Raw genomic sequence first — 21,191 nt, forward strand, 5'->3', positions numbered from 1 at the left:
GCGCTCATGTCTTGCGCTGCGCTCGCCGTGGTGTTCTGGGGTCTGGCCCAACTGGACGTTCCGGTGGCCCGGGCTATGCGCTCGCTCTATCACCCGGTGGGGTATTTGCCGAATCCCTGGCTGGCCTGGTTCAGTGATGTGGGAGATGCGCTGGGGCAAGGGCGATCCCTGGTGCTCTTTTCTCTGGCGTTGCTGGCCGTCGGGGTCCTGGGCAAATGGCCGGTTCTTCGAGCGACGGGGCTCAAGACCTTGATCGCGCACGGCGCGGTCGCGATTATCTCGAACGTGCTCAAGCACCTGATCGGGCGGCCTCGTCCGAAGTTCATGCACGCGGGAACCGAGCAGCTTGGTCCATCGATGGACAACGGCTTCGACTCTTTTCCCTCCGGCCATGCTTCCGCCACCTTTGCCGTGGCGATGGTCTTGTCCAAACAATTTCCCCGAGTCGCGTGGGGGGCGATGGGCGTCGCCGTGACCGTGGCCATGAGCCGGGTCTTGCGGGGGTCGCACTTTCCCACCGACGTGGCGGCCGGCGCCGTCATCGGAGTCCTCGTCGGGGCTGCGGCGGCCGAGCCGTTCAGACAGTGGCCCGCGGCGCTCAGCCGGGCGCTCCTCGGCGTGACCACCTGTCTGGCCGCCGCCTTCGCGTTTTTATGGACGGTCTCGCACGGCGCGGAGTCCTCCTGGAGTCATACCGTGATGCTGGGCCTGGGAAGCGCCATGATGCTCTACGGCGTCGTCAGCCGGGCATACGACCGGTATGTGGCAGGAAGCATACGGTGGATGGCGGGAAAGTCCGAAGCCAAAGCGGCTATCGGAGTCGGACTGGCGGTCACGACGGGATCGCTGTTGGTGGCGGCGCTGGCCCTGGGTGTCTGCGCGGCCTGGTGGCTGGTCTGGCAAGAGTCGCCCGAGGCGGGCCATGACGAGGCGCCGGCGTCACGCTCGCTGGCCCGGCTCCTTTCGGAAGGGGCGTGGGTGGCCGGAATCGTGCTGGCGTTTCTGATGATCCAGAGCGTCAAAGGCGCCGTGCCGATCCAGTGAGGATCGGGGACGGTCAGTGCCCCGGAATCCTCAACACATCGGGCGGCGGCTGGGCGGAAACCGGCGGGAGCTTCACCATCGGCTCATTGGCGAGGAGGAGATACCCGTAGCGCTGCAGGACGACGGGATAGTCCGCCGTCTCCTCGGGAAGTTTGGATTTCAGTCTGGCCGGCAGCAGGATCATCGTCCGTCCCGGTTGATTCAGATAGGGGCGGATGTTCTCCTCCTCGCCGGGATGGATCACGATGACCTTCCGTCTCGCATAGAACACCGAGGACGGACGGGGCGGCCCGTACAGGATGAGACGATCCTGGGGACCCAGATTCAGCCCGGCCGCGAAGGCCAGCTCCTGGGGCGGCGCGATAAAATAGTGACTGATGCGCGGTAGGGTCACCTGAATCGCGATCAACCCCACCAGCGCGATCGACGCGCCGGCCGCCCAAAACGCGCCGGGCCGGCGCGTTTCCCATAATCCGAAATAGCCGACCGACGCCATCCCGATCACGAGAATGGTCGCCGCGGCATAGGGACCGACCCCGAGATTCACCTCCGTCGCTGCGGGGAACTCTTTGGCGATCGTGTCGATGAACGTGGAATACAGCGGGGGCAAAGCGGCAAAGCCCAACGCCAGCGCGTAGCCCAGTCCCATCATCAGATGGATCGAGGCGCGGGCGCCGCGCGTGGCGGGGTCGGTCACGCAACGCTGCCAATAGGACGCGGTCAACAACGCGGCGGCCGGGAACAGGGGCGCGATATAGTGCGGGAGCCGCGTGGAAGACAGCGTGAAAAAGAGGAACACCCCGACCACCCACAGGGCGGCGAACAACTCCAGTTCGGAGTTCGAGGGTCGATGTTCGAGGTTTGAGGTCCCTACTTCGAACTTCGAACTTCGAACAGTCTTGAACGCCTGATAGAGCGCGAACGGCAGCAGACCGCTCCAAGGGAAAAACCCGAAGAACAACACCGGGACGTAGAACAAGATGGAGAAGCCATGCCCTTCCATCGGATTGAGAAATCGGCCGACGGTGTTGGCCTGCGCGGAAGCCGTGTACGCCGAGCCGTGGATGGCCAGCATCGCGGCGTACCAGGGCAGCGCGAGCAGCGCGAACAGGAACAGCCCCGCCAACGGAAAGCCGTGTCGCCAGAACTGTCCCCATCGCCGGGTGAAGGAGAGGTACACCACCGCCGTCAGCAAGGGCACGGCAATGCCGACCGGTCCCTTCGTCAGCGTCGCCAGCGCCATGCCGGCATAGAACAGCCAAAAGAAATGGCGGGAGCGTTCAGGGGGAGAGGATAAGGGAGAGGGGGTGCGCGCAGTCGAAGCATGGAGCCCGGACCAGAACCCGTAGAGCGCCAGCGTGGTGAAGAAAATGAGCACGCTGTCGGTCAGGGCCATGCGTCCCAGGCCGATGATCTCGATATTGAGCAACAGCATCAACCCGCCGAACAGATCGACCGGCGTCCCGCGCCAGCGCCTGAGAAACAAGTACTGCAACAGGATCAACGCCACGCCGAACAGCGCCGACGGGAATCGCGCGGCGAATTCGCTCACGCCGAACAGCCGGTAGGACAGGCTCATCAGCCAGTAGAGGAACACCGGCTTGGCGTAACGGGGTTCGTAATTGAACGTCGGGCTGATCCAGTCGCCGGTCTCGAACATTTCGCGTCCGGCTTCGGCGTTCCGGCCTTCGTCCCGATCGGTGAGCCCCATTCCGCCGAGATTGAGGAAGAAGAGGAGCCCGGCGAGCGACAGGAGCAGAAGAAGATGGGACCAGGCGGAAGCCGTTCGCTGATCGACGGTCGATGCGACGCCGGCCGTGCTCACCAGCGAACCTCGGACAGCGAGCGTTTCCCGCCGGCGCGATGGATGAGCATGAGGTTCCGCAGATAGACGAGCGCCCCCACGCTCTGGCCGGCGATGAACACCGGGTCCATCCGATAGATGGCGTAGGCCAGGGTGATCAGCCCGCCGATCAGGCTCATGTACCAGAACGCGAGCGGCACGCGGCTCTCGGCGCTCCGCTCGGAAGCCACCCACTGCAGCACCCAGCGTCCGAAAAAGAGTCCCTGGCCGAGGAAGCCGATTCCCAACCAGATCGATTCAGTGAGGGTCATGAGAAGATCGTAAGACGTGACGCGTTATGCGTGATGCGAATGAGAGTCTCGTTTGACAAAACGAAGAAGGCCGAGGAGCATGTGTCGTACGCGCTCAATCCGATCGAGGACATCCGTGCCAGACATGAAATCCAACTTTGCGGCCAACAGAAGCTGAGTTTCTAGCTCAGCAACCGACCCGAACGCAAGAGAGAGGAACTGAACATAGTCCGTTCGAGAGTTTCGAGCTGCACCTTCAGCAATGTTGCTGGGTATCGAAACGGCCGAACGCCTGGTTTGAACTGCAAGGCCGAACTGTTCCTCTTTTGGGAACCGGCCGGTGATCGAGTACACGTCAACGGCCAAGTCCATAGCCATCTTCCACACGTCCAGATCCTTGTGGGTCGTATGCTGGCCTTTCTCGGGGTTCATCACGCAGTACGCGTTACGCATCACGCGCTTGCTTATTGCCGCCTTGTCGCGCGTCACGCTCTTATTCTCGCTCCTGAGACACATGACGCATCACCCATCACGGAATCGATACCGCAACGCCCGTTTCATCATCCACCGCACTGCGATCAAATCGTACAGGCCTTTGAAGAGCCGGTTGCCGACGCCGTACTTTGAGACGCCGTGGGCGCGGGGATAGTGACGCACCGGAACTTCCGTCACGGTGAAACCGTAGATCAGCGCCAGCGCGGGAAAAAACCGGTGCATCCCGTCGAAGAGCGGCACCCGCTCCACCACGGCGCGCCGGAACACCTTCAGCGAGCAGCCCGTATCGTGGACGCGGTCGCCGGTCACGGCGCTGCGCACGGCGTTGGCGATGCGCGAGGACAGCCGCCGGACCAGCGTATCGTGCCGGTTCTGCCGCCAGCCGCACACCAGATCGTACCGATCGATGGACGAAAGGAGCGCGCCGATATCCTCCGGATCGTTCTGCAGATCGCCGTCCATCGTGATGATCAGCTCGCCGGTCGAGCGCCGAAATCCGGCGTCGAAGGCCGAGGTTTGCCCGTAGTTCCGGTCGAAGTGCAACGCCGTGACCTGCGAGTACTGGGTCGCCAACCGGTCGAGCACGGCGGCGCTGCCGTCCGTGCTCCCGTCGTCGATATAGATGATCTCGAAGGGCGCGGACCGCGACTCCTCGCGCGCGTGAAGCGCCTTGAGCAACCGCTCGGTCAGGGGGACCAGGTTATCCCGTTCGTCTTTGATCGGGATGACCACCGAGGCCCATGGGCGGGGTGAAACCGTCATGCGGAGCGGGCGGTCCTTCGAAGGGTCGAATTCGTGTGAACCACGCGGGCATTCTACAGAATGGACGGAAGACGGTCAAACGCGCGAGCGGAAGCGGGCGGGGATCGACATCAGCCACGCCACGCCCGCCGTTCCCGCCGCCGCGGCCAATCCGAAGGCCCATCCGGAATGCTGGGCCTCGAGCAGGAAACCGACATAGAGACTGGATACCATATCGCCGACGGCATTGGCGCACGCGAGGACGCCGAAGCCCAGGCTGCGCAGTTCGCGCGGCAGGATGTCCGCCGCCACGGCTTTTTCCAAGGTTTCCTCCACGGCGATGGAGATTCCGGACAGGATCACGACAGCGACCAGCCAGCCGAGCGAGTCACTGAACAACGCCAGCAGCACGTTGGTGCCCACGCCGACTCCATAGCCCCAGAGCAGGACGCGAAATTTGGAGAGGCGATCGCCCAAGCGGCCGATCGGGTAGGCGACGGCGGCGCTCACCAGGTTGTGGAGCGTATACAACAGAACGGCGCCGGACACGGCGCCCGCTGCGGGAGCGCCGTTCTCGCCCAGCCCTTCGGCGGCCAGCCAAATGAGAAACGTCCGTGAGAAGTCCCCCAGGCCGAACAGAAGCACGCCGATCAAGAAGAACCAGAACGCGCGCGGAAACGGCGGGCGCACCTGCGTTGCTGACCGGTCCGGCTGATGCGAATAAGAAGGCTCGGGTCGGTGCTCGCGCGTCAGAAAGAACATGGATCCGGCCGCCAGCAGGCCCGGAACCAGCGTCCAGAGAATGACGGTGCGGAACTCCATCCCGGCCCAGACGAACAGCGTCGCCGCCAAGGGGCCGGCCACGGCTCCCAACATATCGCCCGCCCGTTCGAGCCCGTAAGCGCGTCCATAATGGGTCGGGGCCACCGCGTCCGCAAGCAGGTAGTCCCGCAAGGGGCCCCGAAACCCGCGACCGATCCAGGCCGCGCCGCGCAGGGTCAGCAGAGCGGCAAGCCCGTTGACAAGTCCAATCCCCCACGTCGCCACTGCCGTGACGAGATAGCCGAGCGACGCCCAGGGCCGTTTATGGCGAACATGGTGGCCGACGACCCCGCCCAGGAGCTTGGAGAGGCTGACCAGAAAGTCCGCGATCCCTTCAATCAGACCCAACGCGGCAGGGCCCAAGCCGAGGGTGGCCAGATAGAGCGGCAGCACGGCCGTGCACATTTCGTGGCTGAAGTCCGAGAGAAACGTCGCGAGCACGATGCCCACGACGGTCGGCGTGATCCAGGAACGAGAGCGCTCGTGGGCCGAGGAGGAAGGTGAGGAGGCGGGCATCTCAATCATCAAGCAGGAAAAACCATCGTCCGGGAGAAGCGTGCTCACGCCGAAAGCGCCGTTTCAGACTCTCGAGCACGTTTCGCGCCCTTCGCAGCACGTCTTGCTCCCAGCCCTGCCTATTCGGCTCGGGTTCCGCCGGCTTGTCGCGCTGGTCCGGCTGAGACGGCGAAGACTCCTTGTGCTCGTCGGGCTCGTCCGGAGCGTTCACTCCACGATCAGGCATCGAACACAGTTCCCATGAGCCTTCGGCTCACCCAGAGACCTCCCTTTATCTTCTCCCCCCGGGGACCCGTTGCTCCGGGACCCATTGCTCTTCGTGCAGGCAATGGGTGCTCGGCAACGGGTGATGGGGAGAGGGGAGGGGGCACTTTCAAAGCACGGTTTGCAAGGGGCGAGCGGCAGCCACACAGAGGAAGCGGGAGTCGGTTGCGGAACCATCGTCATTTGACCACCAGCACCGTGCACGGCGCGAGCTTGGCCAGGTTTTGGGAGGTGCTTCCCCAGATCCGGCCGAAGATTTTCGAATGCCCCATGAACCCGATGACCAGCAGATCGAACCCGCGGTCCTTGGCGAACGTGACAATCGTTTCGACTTCATGGCCGGGGACCACGTGGGAGACCAGCCGGACCCCCTGCGCCATCGCCGCAAGCTCCGCCTCGGCCGTCACGCGGCGAAAATAGTCGGTCGCCTCCTGTTTCGCTTCCACGACCTCGCCGACGGTGGCGGCATAGTGCGGCAGGTGTTCCTCCACGCAGATCTCATGCAACTCGGCGCCGTAGCGTTTGGCCAGATCGATCGCGGCTCGGACGGCTTTCTTCGCGCCCTCGGACCCATCGTTCGCGACGAGAATCTTATGAAACATCGGCGCCGCCTCCCCGGCTGTCGCCTGCGGGAATCGGGATCGGCTGCGACTCGCTCGAAACACGGTCGGTCGCTCGACGGCTCAAGGTCTCCTCCACCGGCGCGCCGCCGGGATCAAACCAGCGCTCGGCGATGAGCGTGGGCACGATGGCGCTCAACATCACGGTCGTCACCAGAACCGCGTACTGCTCCCGGCTGATCAGGTCATGGCTCAACCCGTACAATGCCGAGATGGTTCCGAACGTCAGCCCCGTGGACATCAGCAGAGTCGTATACATGGCCTCCCGCCGACCGAACCGGAACCCGTGCGCCAGGGGCCACACGCCGATGAACTTGGCCGCCATTTTCACCGCCAGGAACGCGCCGATCAGAAGGACGCTGGCCGCGACCGCGCGCAGATTCACCAAGGCGCCGGCCTTCAGAAAATAAAACGGGGTCAGCACCGAGAAGGCGATGACGCGGATGCGTTGGGCCAACGTCCGGTTGGTCAGGAACAGCGGCGCCAGCACCATGCCGACCAGATAGGCCGGCAACACCGCTTCGCTCCCCGCTGCGGTCGCCGCCGCGCCCAGGCCGAACAGCACCACGAGGACGAATTTCGTTTCCGGTTCGCTGATCCGCGGTCCGACGGCGGCGAACAACCGGGCGGCGGCCGAAGGGAGCGTCCACAGCGTGGCCGCCGTCACGAGCGCAAATGCCAGCAGCCACCAGTCATAACGGGCGAACAGCAGGCCGAGCGCGAGCACCGTGCCCAGATCGGTGACGAAGCAGGCGGCCAGAATCACCTTGCCCAACTCCGTGGCGTTGTGGCCCCGTTCGATCATGACCGCGTAGACCACGGCGACCGAGGTGGTGGACAGCGCGATCCCGGCGATTTGGGAAGCCGGCAGCGACCAGCCGGCGATCCAGTACGCATAGCCCCAGGCCCCGAGGAACGGACCCAGGAACGAAGCGATCCCGATGGAGAGCGTCGGCTTCCATTTGTCGCGCACCGCGTCCAGGTCGATCTCGGCGCCGGCCAGGAAGGTCAGCAGCACGCTGCCGATCGCCGCCAGGGCGTTGATCCATTCGGTCGTGCGAAGGTCGAGCAGATTCCCGCCCGCCGTCCCGACGCAGATTTCGACCAGGGCGACCGAGATCCCGAGACGGATCGAAATCAGCGTCGCGAGTAACGCCATGCCGATCCAAAGCGCGGCGACGGGCCAGACGGATTCCATACGATCGCCTTACTTCACTGACATTGAACAATCACCAAATCGTACTTTCCGAGCGAGGGCGGTTCGGGTGAACGCCGGCGCCCGTTCATGTTCAGCGGCCCCCTCGGCCGGCTTGATCGAGGGCGCGGGTGGTCAAAATCCGTGTTCGGGCAAGACGTCGATGAACCGCGGCGCCAGCGTGCGACTCTCGACGAACGCGTATCCGCGCTCGTAATTGTTTTCGTAGGTGAGGTTCACCTCGGTATCCGGGCCCCGCCAGTTGAACTGCTGGTTCAACCCGCGCATCATCGAGCCGGGAGTCCGGTCGGCCGGGCCGAATTGCGTTTCAAGATAGGCCAGAATCTGCGCATGGGTCTGGGCGCTGCGATAGCGGACGGCGGCGCGCGCGAATTGCCCGTTAAAGGCCGTGAGCCGCACGATATCGGGCTTGGCGTCCCCTAACTGGGGAGGACCGTTCTTGAATTCATACGTTTGAATGCGGTCCCCGGACTCGACCTGGACGAGCCCCGGAACATCGGCCAGCTTGGCCCCCCAGCGGATGCCCAGGAACCCGTTCGGGTCTTGGGCCATCTCGCCGGCCGGTGCGGAGGCCGGTGTAAGGACGAAGACGCACAGGGTGAAGCTGATCAGCCGAGCGAATCCGGCAAGCGGGGCGGTCATGAGCGACCTCCGGAACATCGCGTGCCTCGCCGAAAACAAAAAACTCCTACCGCCGGAACGGCGAGTAGGAGTCATCAGCCGGCTCAGAAGAAAGTATGATTTGGTCCCTTACTTCACCAAATCAAGCAATCACCAAATCGTACTTTCCCAGGGAGGCGGCGGTTAGGGTGAACTCCATCACCTTGAAAGCTGTGTGATGGACAGTTCCTACACGAAGCCGGGGAACCTGTCAACCGACGACAGTCGTCATGAGCGCGAGGCGGTCGCCCGTGTATCATGAAAATCGCCTCCTCCCCGAAACCCTCCCCCTTCAAGGTGGAGGGGAGGGTGGGGGGCAAGCTGACGGCTGCGGGCTGATGGCCGACCGCTGACAACTCTTTCCAACGCGGGAAATGCCGTGGAACGGCTGCGGCGGCCGCCGGGGCTATGACGGCAAAAAAGCCGGATGGGGTGTACAATGATACAAGAAAACAGGGTCGTCGAGGATCAAAACGAAAGGAGGGCGGCCATGGGACTCTTGAGAACAATCGGACTTGGGGCGCTGATTTTGGTCGCGGTCGGGTGCGCCGTCGCATCCGATCCCGTCGTGGCGCGGTGCGGATCGGACTATACCTGTCTCCGGGACACGATGTTCCAATACCGTCAACAAGCGGCGGAGCTCAGCGCGCTGGCTCAACGGTATGAGCTGGAGGCGCAGGCCAAGGCCAGGGAGATGGGACAGGATGCGGAACAGGTGGCCAAGAGCCGCGAGATGGCGAAGCAATTGAGGGCCGAAGCCCGACAGGCGGATGAACTGGCGCGCGATGCTCAGCGGCAACTTCCGCACAACATGAAGTATTAACCGTGTCCCTGATGCGGACTACCCTCCGTCGGAGTGGACGGGGAGAGAGTCCGCCCGCCGGCAGGTGGTCTGCGAGCGAAGCCGTCGGCAACTGACGAGCGAAGGGCCCGCACGGTCGGCGAGTTGTACGGACGGAACGGCGGCCGCCGGGCTCGTGGAACGTTGGGCGGAGACGTCAAGCTCGGCGCGAAACGGAAGAAGGCGATGCTCGACGATGCACTGCTGTCGGGCTTCCAGAGATAAACTGGTCAGCGAACAGTAGAGCGCGAGGGCCTTGATCAATCGGGCCGAAGCGGCCTCCTGTTCGCGCAGCGCCTCGCGGAACGACGCATCCGTGTAAAAAGGCCCTGCGCAGCCCCCCAAGAATAACCACAGCATCACCAACACTGCGGCTGCCGGTTTCTTCATGGGATCGCCCTCCCGGTGCGGGCCGTCGCAGGCATAAAAAAACGCCCTTTCGGCCCGTCATGACCAAAAGGACGTCGTTGTCCTGCTCGCGCGCGACGAGGCAAGACGCCGTTGTCTTCCCCGTCGGCCTGTCCTGGAACGAGCGCCTATATAGCAAAGTAGCCGCGCGGCTGTCAAGGCAAGAAAAGGGGTCGGGAGTCTTTATTTGCATCAAGGCAGGCCAACCGGCACACGCTTAATTCTCAATAAAGACTCCCGACCCCTTTTCTTGCCTTGTTCGCTCAGTTCGGCCGTGCAGCCGGGGTCGGGGTGGCCGCGCTGGAGGTAGGCGCGACGGTGAACCGCATCGTCCCGATCAACGACACCGGGCTCACCTGCTCGCCGACGTGGATCTCCACTTTGTACCGGCCGGGTTTCCAGCCGCCTTGGGGTGGGAACAGCTTGAGGTACCCGCTCTCATCTTCGGTGGCGATGTACACCGTGTCGCGGGTCAGCTCGACCGTGGGGTCGAGTCCGACAACCTCCTCGGGAAAGCAGACGCCGATGATCAGGAAGGACTGGTAGTGTTGATGCAAACGAAACACGATGAACACCGGCTTGGAATCCGACCGGTATTCCGTGGTGGGGTTGATCGGGACGAATTCATTTTGCCGCCGGAAGCCCAGTTCCTCCTCGAACCCTTCCGTCATCTCAATGGATCGGAACATCCCCTCAGGAGGCGCGTCAAAGTTATAGGGTTTCACGTCCTCAAGCCGGTTTTGAAACTGGTCGATCGGCACGTTGCGCGTCAGCGGCAGATCTTCAGCCCAGCACACCGGCGCGGCGAACAACACGCTTGCAATGACCTGAATAAACGACCCGCCGGCCCCTCGCTTCGCGCCTCTCGCCATAATCATGTTGGTACACCCTGCCGATTATGGCTGTCAAGCAAGACACTAGCGATCAGTCCCCACCCTTTCTTCCCCCAAGTTGGGGGAGGGCTAGAGAGAGGGCTCGGTTGCGGCTCGCCGAAGGCATTTGTTAAAATTCGCTCCCGCCGCGGGCCGCGGGACTGGCGTGACGGGCTTGTCTCGCCATTCACGCGAGTCTCGCGCGTCACGCGTCACGTCCTTTGTCCGTGGCCGGGTGAGTCATGCTGCAAGACCTCGACGCCCTGCCCCAACCGATCGGCGAGTATAAGCCGGTCGATCACTGGCAGGCCCATATCAACGACCTCTTCTATCGCCTCCGGGGCGATCAGCTCCGCAACTACTACCAAACCTTCGCCTCCGCCGACTACCGGCTCGCGCACGCGCTGGCGCAGGATTATTTCTCGCGGGTCTGCGCCCGCGAGAAAGTTCGAAGTTCGAAGTCCGAAGTTCGAAGTCCCAACCTCGACCCTCGACCCTCGAACCTGATCGTTCACGAATGGGGTCCCGGCAACGGCAACCTGGCGGCCTGCTTCCTGAGCCACCTGCAGCGCCTCGACAGCGAGGGGCGCGTCTATCCGAGGGTGCGCTATGTGTTGGTGGACACGCATCCGGCGACCCTGGAGCAGGCCAAGGCGCATCCCGACCTGGCGCCGCATCGGGATCGGGTGGACACGCTCTGCGCCGATGTGGCGAACCTGGCTTCGGTGAAGGACGGCACAGTCGATCGGATCATCTGCAACGAGCTGTGGAACGACCTGCCCACCAAACTGATGGCGAGAAAGGAAGGGGAAATCGAAGAGGAGCACCTCCGCCCCAACTTGAGCGAAGCGAAACACGCGCAGATCACGGACTGGTCGGGGTTCGTGCGGGCCTTCGACGCCAAGGACGCAGAAACCCTGAAGCAGTTCCCGCCGTTCTTTGAAGACATCATCTGGGAAAAGGAGTACCACAAGGTCGAGTGGAAGGACACGCCCTACCGCAAGACCATCGTCGAGTTCCTTAAGCAGATCGACGAGCAGGTGCTCGTGCCCGTGAATCTCGGCGCGTTCGCGACGCTGAAGGAAGCCAAGCGGATCCTCGCGCCGGACGCCGTCGGGTTCAGCAGCTTCGACGCCGGCGCGGCCGAGCTCAAGGTCTTGAACGACCCCGACAAGCCCTGCTACGGCCAGTTCGGCGGCCAATACAGCTTCATGATCAATTTCCCCTTGGTGGAGGCGGTGGCCAAACAGCTCGGCGTCGCCTCGGTCGTCGTGGAAGCCCAGCGGGAATTCGTCGGGCGCAGCCTGAACACCAACGTCATGACCCTCATGGACCTCCTGGCCGCCCATCCGTCCGCCGGGAAGAAGCTGGAGCCCTGGGAGCGGGACCGCCTGGTCATCAAGACGATCCGCGCGCTCAACGAGACGATCCAAAGCCCCTATGAGCGCAAGCTGGACTTCCCGATCCGCCCGGAAACGCCCCCCGAAGAACGGGAGACCCTGCAGGGGATCCTGCTCGCCTTGAAGAAGGACGGCGTGCCCGACACCGTCGCCTACCTCACGGAAGACGAACTCTATCGAGCCATCCCGGACCTGGAGGCGATCGGCTACGATCGGGAATCCATCCAAATGGCGCTCGAAGCTCCCCTCAGCGACATCGAGTATTTCCACCTGTTTTTCACGCTGAAGTAGCGCAGAGCCCCCTGACCATGATTGCTCTCCCCACTGGGGAGAGGGCAAGGGAGAGGGGGCTCTGCGCTCCCCGCTGCTCACCCAAAACACGGAACCTCAAGAAACTCCTTGACTATTTGGGAAAACTTTTATAGCCTCACCCCCGTTCGTGTAGGAAAAGTCCCTCCTTCGCGTGAAGGAACCGACGGTTGACCGCTACGCGAACGGACGGTGGGTACCCGAGGGACGCTGAAGAACACAGCAACGACGACACTCACGGAAGAGAAAAATACAGGCACGCGATGTTCGGTTCGTTCGGCTGGATGGAATTGCTGCTGATCTTGATCATCGTGCTGATTATTTTCGGCGCGGGCAAGATTCCGCAGCTCGGCGAAGGGTTGGGCAAGGCGATCAAGGGATTCAAGAAGTCCGTCAACGAGCCGGACGCGATCGACGTGACGGCGCAGGCGGACCAGGCGCAGGCCACCCAACCGGCCCAACCGAACCAGATTGCCCAGACACAGGCCGCGCCGGCGCAGCAGTCCCAAGCGCCGCCGCAACCCGGCGTGTCAACTCCCCAGCCGACGGAACAGCAGAAGCAGGCGTGAGGGGGAAGGGGTGAGGGGGAAGGCGGTAAGACCCGGGAGACATCACCGCACGTTTCACGCATCACGCATGACGCATCACGCATCACGCATAACGGTCTCTAAAGATGTTCGGCCTCGGCGCGGGCGAGATTCTCATCATTTTGATCATCGCCTTTCTGTTGTTCGGGCCCAAGCAATTGCCTGAAGTCGGCCGGCAGGTCGGCAAAGCGGTCAAGGGCTTCAAGGAAACGGCGGACGATCTCCGGAAGACGGTCGAGCCGGAGATCAACCTGATCCAGCAGGAAGTCAAGATGGTCGAGCAGGACTTCGAAGCCTCGATGAAAGAAGCCGAGGAGGAGATCAACGCGGCGACCGATCCGTCAAAAGCGGCGAACAGCGAACAGAAAACAGCGAATACCTGACCCCTCCCTCACCCCAACCCTCTCCCACGGCGGGAGAGGGATTTCTGCTCGTTCCCTCTCCCACGGGGGGAGGGTGTTGTGCTTATTCCCTCTCCCCGGGCGGGAGAGGGTCAGGGTGAGGGGGAAACTCAGCACTCATCACTCAGCACTCTTCAAGGAAGGGAGGTGACGCGAACTGAAAAGCGAACAGCAAATAGCAAAGAGCGCCGGTTTCCTTCGCTGCGTGCTACTAGCTGCTCGCTCCTAGCTTTTCTTGATGAACGGAGGCGTGGGCACACTCGCCTCCGAGCGACACGTCGCAGAAAAACAACACGGACGTTGCATCGTAGTGGGATTGGCGCGAGGCACGTGGCTAGAGGCGAGAGGGCAGATGCCCCGAGCCCCGAGCCGCTCGCCCCGGGCCGATAATGAACAGGAGGAACACTATGAGAACCATCCATGGACGGACGCGGTGGTTGCGGTTTGCGATCGCCGCTGGGGCGGCCATCCTGGCCGCCGGGCTCCAGGGTTTCATCTTTCCCGCCTTCGCCGGCTACGAACTCCCGCCGGGCGAACGCATCACCAACCTCCCGCACATCCCGCGGTCCATGCCGCAAAAGGAAGCCTACGAGATCTACGATCCGGTCATCGGCCGGAACTTCGATCTCAAGAACCTCTGGATGCGCGCCGACCTGCGCGTCAGGCCGGAGTTTAGAAACGGCGTCTGCTTCGGCGGCGGCGCGCCGGCGGGGGGAGCCTGTAACGGGTTTGCTGGCGGACAGGCCGGTCGCGCGAATCTCGGCAGAGGCGCCAACGACTTCTACGTGCAACAGTGGGTGCGCCTCGGCATCGGCTATGACCTCTCCCCGGACGTGAACTTCTATTTTGAGATCATCGACGCGGCGACCTGGGGCGGAAACGGGAACCCGAACAACGCCGGGAACGGCGGTGACCCGCTGAACCATGCTTGCGGCGCCTTCAATGCCACTGGTCCTGCGACGACCGCCGCACAATCGAACTGCCGACTCGGAGTCCGTGCTGCCTATGTGTTGATTCGGAACCTGGCCGGCATCCAGGGCCTGAGCGTGAAGGCCGGCCGGCAATATGTCATCTTTGGGAACCACTCCCTGTTCGGCCACTTCGACTGGGCGAACACCGGCTACTCCCATGACGGCATCATGTTCGCCTACCAGACCAAGGCCTTCGACTCGTACTTCGGGTGGTTCCGGAATGCTGAAACTGATATCGTGCAAGGCGCGCCGGTTGGCAGCTTGGCTGGAAACGTCGCTGGAACTGCTGGAGCCGGCCGACCGGACGGTGGTGGCGATGTCGACATGTTCATTTTCTACAACCAGATCAAGACGGTCCCGGGCTTCCTGATCGAGCCCTACTATGTTCTGTACAGCAACAACCTCCACGAGTCCCTGAATACGGCTCAGGGTATGGGTACGCCCAAGAAGTCGTCCCAACTCCGCCATATGATCGGGAACCGGATCGAAATGCGGAAGGGCAACTTCGACTTCATCAACGAGACCGCGTGGCAATTCGGTTCTATGGCGGACGGGCTCGGGGCAGACAACAACCGGAACGTCAAGATCAATGCCTGGGCGACCCGGAATTGGGTGGGCTACACCATCTATGAAAATAAAATGAAGCCGCGCTTCGCCGCCGGGTTCGATTACGCCTCCGGCGACGGCGACGCCAACTGTTCAGTCGGTGGAGCGGCTCAAGCTGGCTACTCCTGCGCGAGCGCAGGCGGCACCTTCGAAAACTTCTTCCCGACCAACCACATCCACATGGGCTACATGGACATCATGGCGTGGAAGAACATGGTGATGCCGCAGGGCAACTTCCAGTTCCGGCCCACCGCGCGGGACCATTTCGAGATTTGGTATTCGCACATGCGGCTGGCCAGCGCCAGGGACAACTGGTACCGCGCGGCCCAGGGCCCGTATGTCTTTTCGCGGAGTGACAACACCGCCAATCACATCGGCGACGAGGTGGACTTCACCTGGACGCGGATGTTCGCCGACGGCAAGGTGGCCTTCCAGGCGACCTACGGCCACATGTTCACCGGCTCCTATATCGCCAAGAACCTGGGCACCAGCGCCGATCAGACCTGGGGCTTCGTGCAGTTGTGGATGAATTTCTAGCGGCAAGATGCAAGCTAACAGCGAGCAGCAAATAGCCAAGAGCAAATAGCCAAGAGCAAATAGCTCTGAAGCTGTTAGCTGCTCGCTACCAGCTACTCGCTAACAAAGGAGACCAACCATGAACAAACTGACGGGAGTGACGCTGGGCGTCGCCGCCCTGGCGTTGTGGGCTTTGCCGTCGGTGGCTCAGGCCCAGCTTGCCGAGGTCAACGAGGCGATCAAGGTGTTGACCGACTATCCGGGCAAGGGTCAGCGGGCCACGGCCTTTCAGACGGCTGACGATTTCACGAAGACGTGGGGCGCGGACGTGCGGAATATCGACAAGGCGGCCGGCCTGCTCCAGGACGCGCTGAACAAGACCACCGATGCGCAAGCCAGGGCTCAACTGGACCTGGCGGTGGATTACGCCAAGGCGCGGCTGCATAAGGAGGCGCGGCTCTCCGCACAGGGCGCGCTCTTCTATCTTTGTAAGCAGGCCGGCGGACAACCGGCCGATGTCTGCGACAAGGTGCCGAAGAAAGGCAGCTACGTGGCGCCGTGAGGAGTTCCCCTCACCGTCCCCGCTCCCCCCGCCCGCGTGGGAGAGGGATAGGGTGAGGGGAACGCGAGTGTGAAGAGTCCCCGCTGGGGATCACAGGATGCTCAGCGGGGATTTTTTTGTGCCCCTGTGGAGAAACGGGGGTACCCTCACCCCGGCCCTCGACCCTTTTCGCCGCTTGCGCGAGGGCGATCTTTCCGGGGACCCTCTCCCCTGGTGCGCGAGAGCGTTCCTTCCCACGACCCTCCCCCCCCCCGCGTGGGAGAGGGATAGGGTGAGGGGGAGGGGGGAGTGAAGGTGACGAATACAGGAGATCGAATACACGTGATGACGAGAAAAGGAATCCGAGTGTTCGGGAAGATGGTTCTCTTCTTGCCGCTGATCACCTGCTGGCTTGTCAATCTGCCGGCGGTCTCTTTTGCCCATTACGAACTTCCCCCCGGCGAACGCATCACGAATCTTCCGCACATCCCGCGCTCCATGCCCCAGAAAGAGGCCTATGAACTCTACGATCCGGTCATCGGCCGGAACTTCGACCTCAAGAATTTCTGGATCCGCGCCGACCTGCGCGTGCGGCCCGAATGGCGGAACGGCGTCTGTTTCGGCGGCGGCGCGCCGGCCGGGGGCGTCTGCAACACGTTCAATCCGGCCGCGGGCACGGCCAACCGCGCCAATGCCGGCAAAGGCGCGAACGACTTCTACGTCCAGCAGTGGACGCGGCTCGGGATCGGCTATGACCTCTCGCCGGACGTCAATTTCTATTTTGAGATCATCGACTCGGCGGTGTGGGGTGGGAACGGCAATCCGGCCAATGCTGGGAACGGGGGCGATCCGTTGAACCACAACTGCTCGAGCGTCGCGGTGGGGGCCTGTCGGCTCGGTATCCGCGCCGGCTATGTGCTGATCCGGAACCTGGCCGGGGTGCAAGGCCTGAGCATGAAGGTCGGCCGGCAATATGTCGTCTTCGGCAACCACTCCCTCTTCGGCCACTTCGACTGGGCCAACACCGGCTACTCGCACGATGGCGTGATGGTCAAATACTCGACCAAGGCCTTTGACACGTACGTCGGCTGGTTCCGCAGCGCGGAGACCGATCTGGCACAGGCGGCCCCCGTCGGGAGCCTCGCCGCCAACGTCGTCGGGGCCGGTGGCGGCCGGCCGGATGGGTCGTCGGATGCCGACTGGTTCATCGTCTACAATCAGATCAAGACCGTGCCCGGCTTTCTGATCGAGCCGTACTACGTGTTCTACAGCAACAATCTGCACGAGTCGGCGAACAGCGGCTTCGGGTTGGGGACGCCCAAGCACGCGTCGCAACTGCGCCACATGGTGGGGATGCGTACCGAAATGCGCAAGGGCAATTGGGACTTCATCAACGAGACGGCCTGGCAATTCGGCCGCATGGCGGACGGGCTGGGCGCGGACAACCAGCGGAACCTGACCATCAACGCCTGGGCGACCCGCAACTGGCTCGGCTACACCTGGTTCGGGCTGGCATGGAAACCGCGCTTCGCCGTGGGCTTTGATTATGCCTCCGGCGACGGCAACGCCAACTGCGCGGTGGCCGCGAACTCCGGGAACCAACTGGCCGCGCCGACCGCCTCAGCCGGCTACGCGTGCCGCAGCGCGAACACGTTCGAGAACTTCTTTCCCACGAACTACATCCACGCCGGCTACATGCTGAACGCCGCCTGGCGGAATTCGGTTCAGCCGCAGGTCAACCTGCAAGCTCGCCCGACGCGACGGGACCATGTGGAATTCTGGGGGCAACGGCACTACCTCGCGAACGCGCGCGACAATTGGTATCGCGGCGCGCAGGGTCCGCTCGTCTTCTCCGCAGCCGGCAATACAATCAACCATGTCGGCGACGAGGTCGATTTCGCCTGGACGCACATGTTCGCCGACGGCAAGGTGTCGGTCACCGCGACCTACGGGCATTTCTTCATAGGCGACTATGTCCGCCAAAACCTCGGCACCAATGCCGACCAGGATTGGGGCATCCTGCAACTCTGGATGAATTTCTAGAGCAAGAAAAGGGGTCGGGAGTCTTTTCTTGACATTTAGAGCAAGAAAAGGGGTCGGGAGTCTTTTCTTGACATTTCTCCTCCGCATTGCATTCCCGGAGGGCACCCATTGCTCTTCTGCGGCAATGGGCCTAGTTCATGGATGATGCGGGCGGGGAGAGAGGGTTAGCGCTTGGCTTTGTGAGAATCGTGCCTGTAAACCAAATAAATGCCGACAAGCCCGACGACGATCATCAGGAGAAAAAACCATTCAAGGTTCGTCATGTGAAGGTTCCTCCCGTCGGTCAAGCAGGAAACCGAGCAGCAAGAAAATCGTTGCGGCCGCGATGCCGAGCCAGAACGCCGTCAATGAAAAATGTTCCGAAAGCGAGTTGCCGAGGATCGGGACGGCCACCATGATCTTGCTGACGTCGTAGGCGTATCGAGCTAGGTTTTCCCGCTGTCTTTGGGTCACGCCCCACAATCCTATCAACCCTCGCATGAAAGGTCAAAGAGCAAGAAAAGGGGTCGGGAGTCTTTTCTTGACATTGCCGGAAAGGCAATGTACAACCGTCGCCATGCCCCGGCGTCCCCGTGTCGCAACCGGCGGGATCGTCTATCATGTACTCAATCGGCGCGTCGGCCGCCTACCGCTGTTTGAGAAGCCCGCCGACTATGCCGCGTTCGAGAAGATCCTCGAAGATGCCTACGCCCAGACCCGCCTGCGCATTCTGGCCTATTGTCTGATGCCCAACCATTGGCATCTGTTGCTGTGGCCCAGGCAGGACGGGGAACTGTCCGAGGCGTTGCGGTGGATCACGGTGACCCACACGCAGCGCTGGCATGCCAACCGGCGCACGGCGGGGATGGGGCCGGTGTATCAAGGGCGGTTCAAGTCGTTTCCGGTACAGACCGATGAGCACTTTCTCACGGTGGCGCGCTATGTGGAACGGAATCCGGTGCGGGCTCGGCTCGTGCGACAGGCGGAAGACTGGCGGTGGTCGAGCCTGTGGCGACGGACGCAGGCGGATCCGAAACTGGCGGCTTGGCTCAGCGAGTGGCCGGTGGAGCGGCCGCGCAACTGGGTGGCGCGGGTGAATCAAGCGGAGACTGCGGCCGAGTTGGAAGCCGTGCGGGAGTCTGTGCAACGAGGGCGGCCGTTCGGGAGCGAAACCTGGGTCATGCGGACAGCTAAGCGCTTGGAACTGGAATCGACGTTGCGTCCGCGCGGCCGACCGAAAGGTTCCTGAGGGGGGAGTGACGAAGGAAAAAAGACTCCCGACCCCTTTTCTTGTCTAAGGAAAAAAGACTCCCGACCCCTTTTCTTGACTTGCCGGAGGGGGTTCGCTTCTTTATACTGCGCTCCGGCATGTCCGACCGTCTCGACCTCTTCCCGCCCTCATCCTCTCTTGATCCGGATCGGCAGCTCCGGCATCTATTCGGCTTCACTGACTTCCGCCCCGGCCAGCGCGAGGCGATCGAGGCCGTGCTCGCCGGCCGCGATGTGCTGGCCGTCATGCCGACGGGGCAGGGCAAGTCGCTGTGCTTTCAACTCCCCGCCACGCTGCAACCGGGCCTCACGCTCGTCATTTCGCCGCTCATTGCGCTGATGAAGGATCAGGTGGATGCGTTGCGCGCGAAAGGCATCGCGGCGGCGGCTTTTCATTCCGGCCTCTCGGAATCGGAGCGGGACCGCGTCGTCCAGGATCTCAAGCTTGGCCGGTTGCGGTTGCTGTATGTCGCCCCGGAACGGGTGCAGCACGACTGGTTCATGCGGCTGCTCCGATCCGCGTGGGTCTCCCTCTTCGCGGTGGACGAAGCCCACTGCATCTCGCATTGGGGGCACGATTTCCGGCCGGACTACCTTCGCCTCGGCGCGCTGCGGCGCGAGCTGCAGTCTCCTCCCTGCCTGGCGCTGACGGCGACCGCGACGCCGATGGTGCAGGCGGATATCGCAGAGAAGCTGGGCCTGCGCGACCCGCTCCGCGTCGTGACGGGATTCCGGCGTCCCAATCTCCGGTTCTCCGTCCAGCCGTGCGGTTCCACCGCCGAAAAGTTCTCGGCCCTGGAACAGGCGCTCGCCGAAGTCCAGGACGGTAGCGCGATCGTCTACTGCGCCACACGCAAGCACGTGGAGGAAGTGGCCGTCGCTCTTTCGCGGGTTTCCCTCGCTTCACGCACGCCCCGTCATGCCTCGCGCCTCACGCCTCACGCGTCACGGCTCTCTGTCGGCTACTACCACGCCGGCCTCGACGATGACCTGCGAGCCAAGGTGCATGAGCAATTTCTGAGCGGCCGCATCGCGGTCCTGGTGGCGACCAACGCGTTCGGCATGGGGATCGACAAGCCGGATGTGCGGCTGGTCGTGCATTACGACGTGCCCGGCAGCCTGGAGGCCTATTATCAGGAGGCCGGCCGGGCGGGACGGGACGGCCGGCCGGCGAGCTGCGTCCTGCTGTTTCATCGCCAGGATGTCCGAACCCAGGAGTATTTCATCAAGCAATCCGGCAACGAGCAGGCCGACACGCTCCGCGAGTTGCTGAGACGGATGGTCGCGTACACGTCGGTGGAAACGTGCCGCCAGTTGGCGTTCCTGGACTATTTCGGCGACATCGACGAGCGCGCGCTCGGCCCGTGCGGCCGGTGCGACCGCTGTCTCGATCCGCCGACGACCGGCGCGACCGCGACCGATCCCGAAGAGCATGCGGCCGTCCAGGCAGTCTTGCACACGGTGGCCTGCCTGCACGGCCGCTTCGGCGCCACCCGGATCGTGGAGGTCCTGCACGGCGGTCTGTCGAAGCAGGTCACGCGCCTGCGGCTCCACACGATGGCCGGGTTCGGCCAATTACGAAGTTGGCGGCGCCCGGCAATCACCGGATTGGTCCAGCGCCTGATCGCGTCGGGCTATCTCCGGGTCGAAGGGCTCGAATTTCCGGTGTTGGAGATCACCGCCAAGGGAGCGTCGATGCTGGACGGTAAGGAGCCGCTGCTCCCCTCATCCTCCTCTCTTCCCAATGATGCCGATCTCTTCGAACGGTTGCGCCGGTTGAGGACCCATCTGGCGGCGGAAGAAGGCGTGGCGCCGTTCGTGGTTTTTCACGACAAGACCTTGCGGCTGATTGCCAGCCGGCGTCCCGCCAGCGTCGCAGAATTGGGAGAAATCCCGGGCATCGGCCCGGCGAAATTGGAACGGTACGGGAGGAAGGTGGTGGAAATCGTGAATGAGTAACCTCCCCCTTCAGTCGA

The 21,191-nt window shown here is 63.0% G+C and carries 21 protein-coding genes and 1 riboswitch; of the genes, 10 read left to right on the forward strand and 11 right to left on the reverse strand.

All coding sequences use genetic code 11. From position 1 onward, the window contains the following. Nucleotides 1–6: 6 nt before the first annotated feature. On the forward strand, nt 7–1,044 hold the full coding sequence (locus AB1555_08915; GenBank protein ID MEW6246815.1) for a phosphatase PAP2 family protein: 1,038 nt from the start codon (nt 7–9) through the stop codon (nt 1,042–1,044). Between the two features lie 13 nt (nt 1,045–1,057). Here the strand turns inward: AB1555_08915 and AB1555_08920 are convergent, their stop codons facing one another. The 8 genes from AB1555_08920 to AB1555_08955 form a co-directional block, all read right to left on the reverse strand. Beyond that, nucleotides 1,058–2,869, reverse strand: a complete 1,812-nt coding sequence (locus tag AB1555_08920) for a glycosyltransferase family 39 protein (protein MEW6246816.1) — start codon at nt 2,867–2,869, stop codon at nt 1,058–1,060. Further along, on the reverse strand, nt 2,866–3,159 hold the full coding sequence (locus AB1555_08925; GenBank protein ID MEW6246817.1) for a lipid-A-disaccharide synthase N-terminal domain-containing protein: 294 nt from the start codon (nt 3,157–3,159) through the stop codon (nt 2,866–2,868). The genes AB1555_08920 and AB1555_08925 overlap by 4 nt, the downstream gene beginning before the upstream one ends. 24 nt (nt 3,160–3,183) lie before the next feature. Continuing rightward, complete coding sequence (locus AB1555_08930) at nt 3,184–3,627, reverse strand: four helix bundle protein (GenBank protein MEW6246818.1); 444 nt, start codon at nt 3,625–3,627, stop codon at nt 3,184–3,186. 33 nt (nt 3,628–3,660) lie between these two features. Further along, nucleotides 3,661–4,395 carry a glycosyltransferase family 2 protein gene (locus AB1555_08935; GenBank protein ID MEW6246819.1) on the reverse strand — a complete coding sequence of 245 codons (735 nt, stop codon included), beginning with the start codon at nt 4,393–4,395 and terminating at the stop codon, nt 3,661–3,663. 75 nt (nt 4,396–4,470) lie between these two features. Continuing rightward, nucleotides 4,471–5,712 carry an MFS transporter gene (locus AB1555_08940; GenBank protein ID MEW6246820.1) on the reverse strand — a complete coding sequence of 414 codons (1,242 nt, stop codon included), beginning with the start codon at nt 5,710–5,712 and terminating at the stop codon, nt 4,471–4,473. Between the two features lie 443 nt (nt 5,713–6,155). Beyond that, nucleotides 6,156–6,578: a universal stress protein gene (locus tag AB1555_08945; GenBank protein ID MEW6246821.1), complete on the reverse strand. Its 423-nt coding sequence runs from the start codon at nt 6,576–6,578 to the stop codon at nt 6,156–6,158. Then, entirely contained in the window at nt 6,568–7,794 is a 1,227-nt protein-coding gene (locus tag AB1555_08950; GenBank protein MEW6246822.1) for a cation:proton antiporter, read from the reverse strand. Before AB1555_08950 ends, AB1555_08945 begins: the two co-directional genes overlap by 11 nt. Nucleotides 7,795–7,926: 132 nt before the next feature. Then, a complete protein-coding gene (locus AB1555_08955) occupies nt 7,927–8,454 on the reverse strand; it encodes a hypothetical protein (GenBank protein ID MEW6246823.1) in 528 nt (175 codons plus the stop codon). A 58-nt stretch (nt 8,455–8,512) separates the two neighbouring features. Beyond that, nucleotides 8,513–8,645, reverse strand: a riboswitch (Fluoride riboswitch). A gap of 317 nt (nt 8,646–8,962) precedes the next feature. Between AB1555_08955 and AB1555_08960 the strand changes: the two genes are divergently transcribed. After that, nucleotides 8,963–9,295, forward strand: coding sequence for a hypothetical protein (locus AB1555_08960; protein ID MEW6246824.1), 333 nt, complete (start codon nt 8,963–8,965; stop codon nt 9,293–9,295). Nucleotides 9,296–9,313: 18 nt separating this feature from the next. On the opposite strand, the gene AB1555_08965 is transcribed toward AB1555_08960, so the two are convergent. Both AB1555_08965 and AB1555_08970 read right to left on the reverse strand, forming a co-directional pair. After that, nucleotides 9,314–9,703, reverse strand: coding sequence for a hypothetical protein (locus AB1555_08965; protein MEW6246825.1), 390 nt, complete (start codon nt 9,701–9,703; stop codon nt 9,314–9,316). A 281-nt stretch (nt 9,704–9,984) separates the two neighbouring features. Further along, nucleotides 9,985–10,599, reverse strand: a complete 615-nt coding sequence (locus AB1555_08970; GenBank protein MEW6246826.1) for a hypothetical protein — start codon at nt 10,597–10,599, stop codon at nt 9,985–9,987. 236 nt (nt 10,600–10,835) lie between these two features. Between AB1555_08970 and AB1555_08975 the strand changes: the two genes are divergently transcribed. The 6 genes from AB1555_08975 (at nt 10,836) to AB1555_09000 (ending at nt 17,967) form a co-directional block, all read left to right on the forward strand. Continuing rightward, nucleotides 10,836–12,284, forward strand: coding sequence for an SAM-dependent methyltransferase (locus tag AB1555_08975; GenBank protein MEW6246827.1), 1,449 nt, complete (start codon nt 10,836–10,838; stop codon nt 12,282–12,284). Nucleotides 12,285–12,565: 281 nt separating this feature from the next. Next, on the forward strand, nt 12,566–12,871 hold the full coding sequence (gene tatA / locus AB1555_08980) for a twin-arginine translocase TatA/TatE family subunit (GenBank protein ID MEW6246828.1): 306 nt from the start codon (nt 12,566–12,568) through the stop codon (nt 12,869–12,871). Between the two features lie 104 nt (nt 12,872–12,975). Continuing rightward, nucleotides 12,976–13,272 (forward strand): twin-arginine translocase TatA/TatE family subunit, encoded by a 297-nt coding sequence (gene tatA / locus AB1555_08985; GenBank protein MEW6246829.1) that lies wholly within the window; start codon nt 12,976–12,978, stop codon nt 13,270–13,272. 425 nt (nt 13,273–13,697) lie between these two features. Continuing rightward, a complete protein-coding gene (locus AB1555_08990) occupies nt 13,698–15,404 on the forward strand; it encodes an alginate export family protein (GenBank protein MEW6246830.1) in 1,707 nt (568 codons plus the stop codon). A gap of 118 nt (nt 15,405–15,522) precedes the next feature. Then, nucleotides 15,523–15,945 carry a hypothetical protein gene (locus tag AB1555_08995; GenBank protein MEW6246831.1) on the forward strand — a complete coding sequence of 141 codons (423 nt, stop codon included), beginning with the start codon at nt 15,523–15,525 and terminating at the stop codon, nt 15,943–15,945. A 324-nt stretch (nt 15,946–16,269) separates the two neighbouring features. Then, complete coding sequence (locus AB1555_09000; protein ID MEW6246832.1) at nt 16,270–17,967, forward strand: alginate export family protein; 1,698 nt, start codon at nt 16,270–16,272, stop codon at nt 17,965–17,967. 249 nt (nt 17,968–18,216) lie between these two features. Here the strand turns inward: AB1555_09000 and AB1555_09005 are convergent, their stop codons facing one another. Continuing rightward, a complete protein-coding gene (locus AB1555_09005; protein ID MEW6246833.1) occupies nt 18,217–18,420 on the reverse strand; it encodes a DUF6722 family protein in 204 nt (67 codons plus the stop codon). A gap of 103 nt (nt 18,421–18,523) precedes the next feature. On the opposite strand from AB1555_09005, the gene AB1555_09010 reads away from it, so the two are divergent. Both AB1555_09010 and AB1555_09015 read left to right on the forward strand, forming a co-directional pair. After that, nucleotides 18,524–19,195, forward strand: coding sequence for a transposase (locus AB1555_09010; GenBank protein ID MEW6246834.1), 672 nt, complete (start codon nt 18,524–18,526; stop codon nt 19,193–19,195). A gap of 119 nt (nt 19,196–19,314) precedes the next feature. After that, a complete protein-coding gene (locus AB1555_09015) occupies nt 19,315–21,174 on the forward strand; it encodes an ATP-dependent DNA helicase RecQ (protein ID MEW6246835.1) in 1,860 nt (619 codons plus the stop codon). Nucleotides 21,175–21,191 lie beyond the last annotated feature (17 nt).

This window comes from Nitrospirota bacterium, assembly GCA_040755395.1.
GTDB lineage: Bacteria > Nitrospirota > Nitrospiria > Nitrospirales > Nitrospiraceae > DATLZU01.

What these genes read in the sequence shown, in the direction of transcription:
- AB1555_08975 (MEW6246827.1), top strand. Translation starts at nt 10,836, where the DNA reads ATGCTGCAAGACCTCGACGCCCTGCCCCAACCGATCGGCGAGTATAAG.
- AB1555_08935 (MEW6246819.1), bottom strand. Translation starts at nt 4,395, where the DNA reads ATGACGGTTTCACCCCGCCCATGGGCCTCGGTGGTCATCCCGATCAAA.
- AB1555_09015 (MEW6246835.1), top strand. Translation starts at nt 19,315, where the DNA reads ATGTCCGACCGTCTCGACCTCTTCCCGCCCTCATCCTCTCTTGATCCG.
- AB1555_09000 (MEW6246832.1), top strand. Translation starts at nt 16,270, where the DNA reads ATGACGAGAAAAGGAATCCGAGTGTTCGGGAAGATGGTTCTCTTCTTG.
- AB1555_09010 (MEW6246834.1), top strand. Translation starts at nt 18,524, where the DNA reads ATGCCCCGGCGTCCCCGTGTCGCAACCGGCGGGATCGTCTATCATGTA.
- AB1555_08970 (MEW6246826.1), bottom strand. Translation starts at nt 10,599, where the DNA reads ATGATTATGGCGAGAGGCGCGAAGCGAGGGGCCGGCGGGTCGTTTATT.
- AB1555_08915 (MEW6246815.1), top strand. Translation starts at nt 7, where the DNA reads ATGTCTTGCGCTGCGCTCGCCGTGGTGTTCTGGGGTCTGGCCCAACTG.
- AB1555_08990 (MEW6246830.1), top strand. Translation starts at nt 13,698, where the DNA reads ATGAGAACCATCCATGGACGGACGCGGTGGTTGCGGTTTGCGATCGCC.
- tatA (MEW6246829.1), top strand. Translation starts at nt 12,976, where the DNA reads ATGTTCGGCCTCGGCGCGGGCGAGATTCTCATCATTTTGATCATCGCC.
- AB1555_08940 (MEW6246820.1), bottom strand. Translation starts at nt 5,712, where the DNA reads ATGCCCGCCTCCTCACCTTCCTCCTCGGCCCACGAGCGCTCTCGTTCC.
- AB1555_08995 (MEW6246831.1), top strand. Translation starts at nt 15,523, where the DNA reads ATGAACAAACTGACGGGAGTGACGCTGGGCGTCGCCGCCCTGGCGTTG.
- AB1555_08945 (MEW6246821.1), bottom strand. Translation starts at nt 6,578, where the DNA reads ATGTTTCATAAGATTCTCGTCGCGAACGATGGGTCCGAGGGCGCGAAG.
- tatA (MEW6246828.1), top strand. Translation starts at nt 12,566, where the DNA reads ATGTTCGGTTCGTTCGGCTGGATGGAATTGCTGCTGATCTTGATCATC.
- AB1555_08955 (MEW6246823.1), bottom strand. Translation starts at nt 8,454, where the DNA reads ATGACCGCCCCGCTTGCCGGATTCGCTCGGCTGATCAGCTTCACCCTG.
- AB1555_08950 (MEW6246822.1), bottom strand. Translation starts at nt 7,794, where the DNA reads ATGGAATCCGTCTGGCCCGTCGCCGCGCTTTGGATCGGCATGGCGTTA.
- AB1555_08925 (MEW6246817.1), bottom strand. Translation starts at nt 3,159, where the DNA reads ATGACCCTCACTGAATCGATCTGGTTGGGAATCGGCTTCCTCGGCCAG.
- AB1555_08960 (MEW6246824.1), top strand. Translation starts at nt 8,963, where the DNA reads ATGGGACTCTTGAGAACAATCGGACTTGGGGCGCTGATTTTGGTCGCG.
- AB1555_08965 (MEW6246825.1), bottom strand. Translation starts at nt 9,703, where the DNA reads ATGAAGAAACCGGCAGCCGCAGTGTTGGTGATGCTGTGGTTATTCTTG.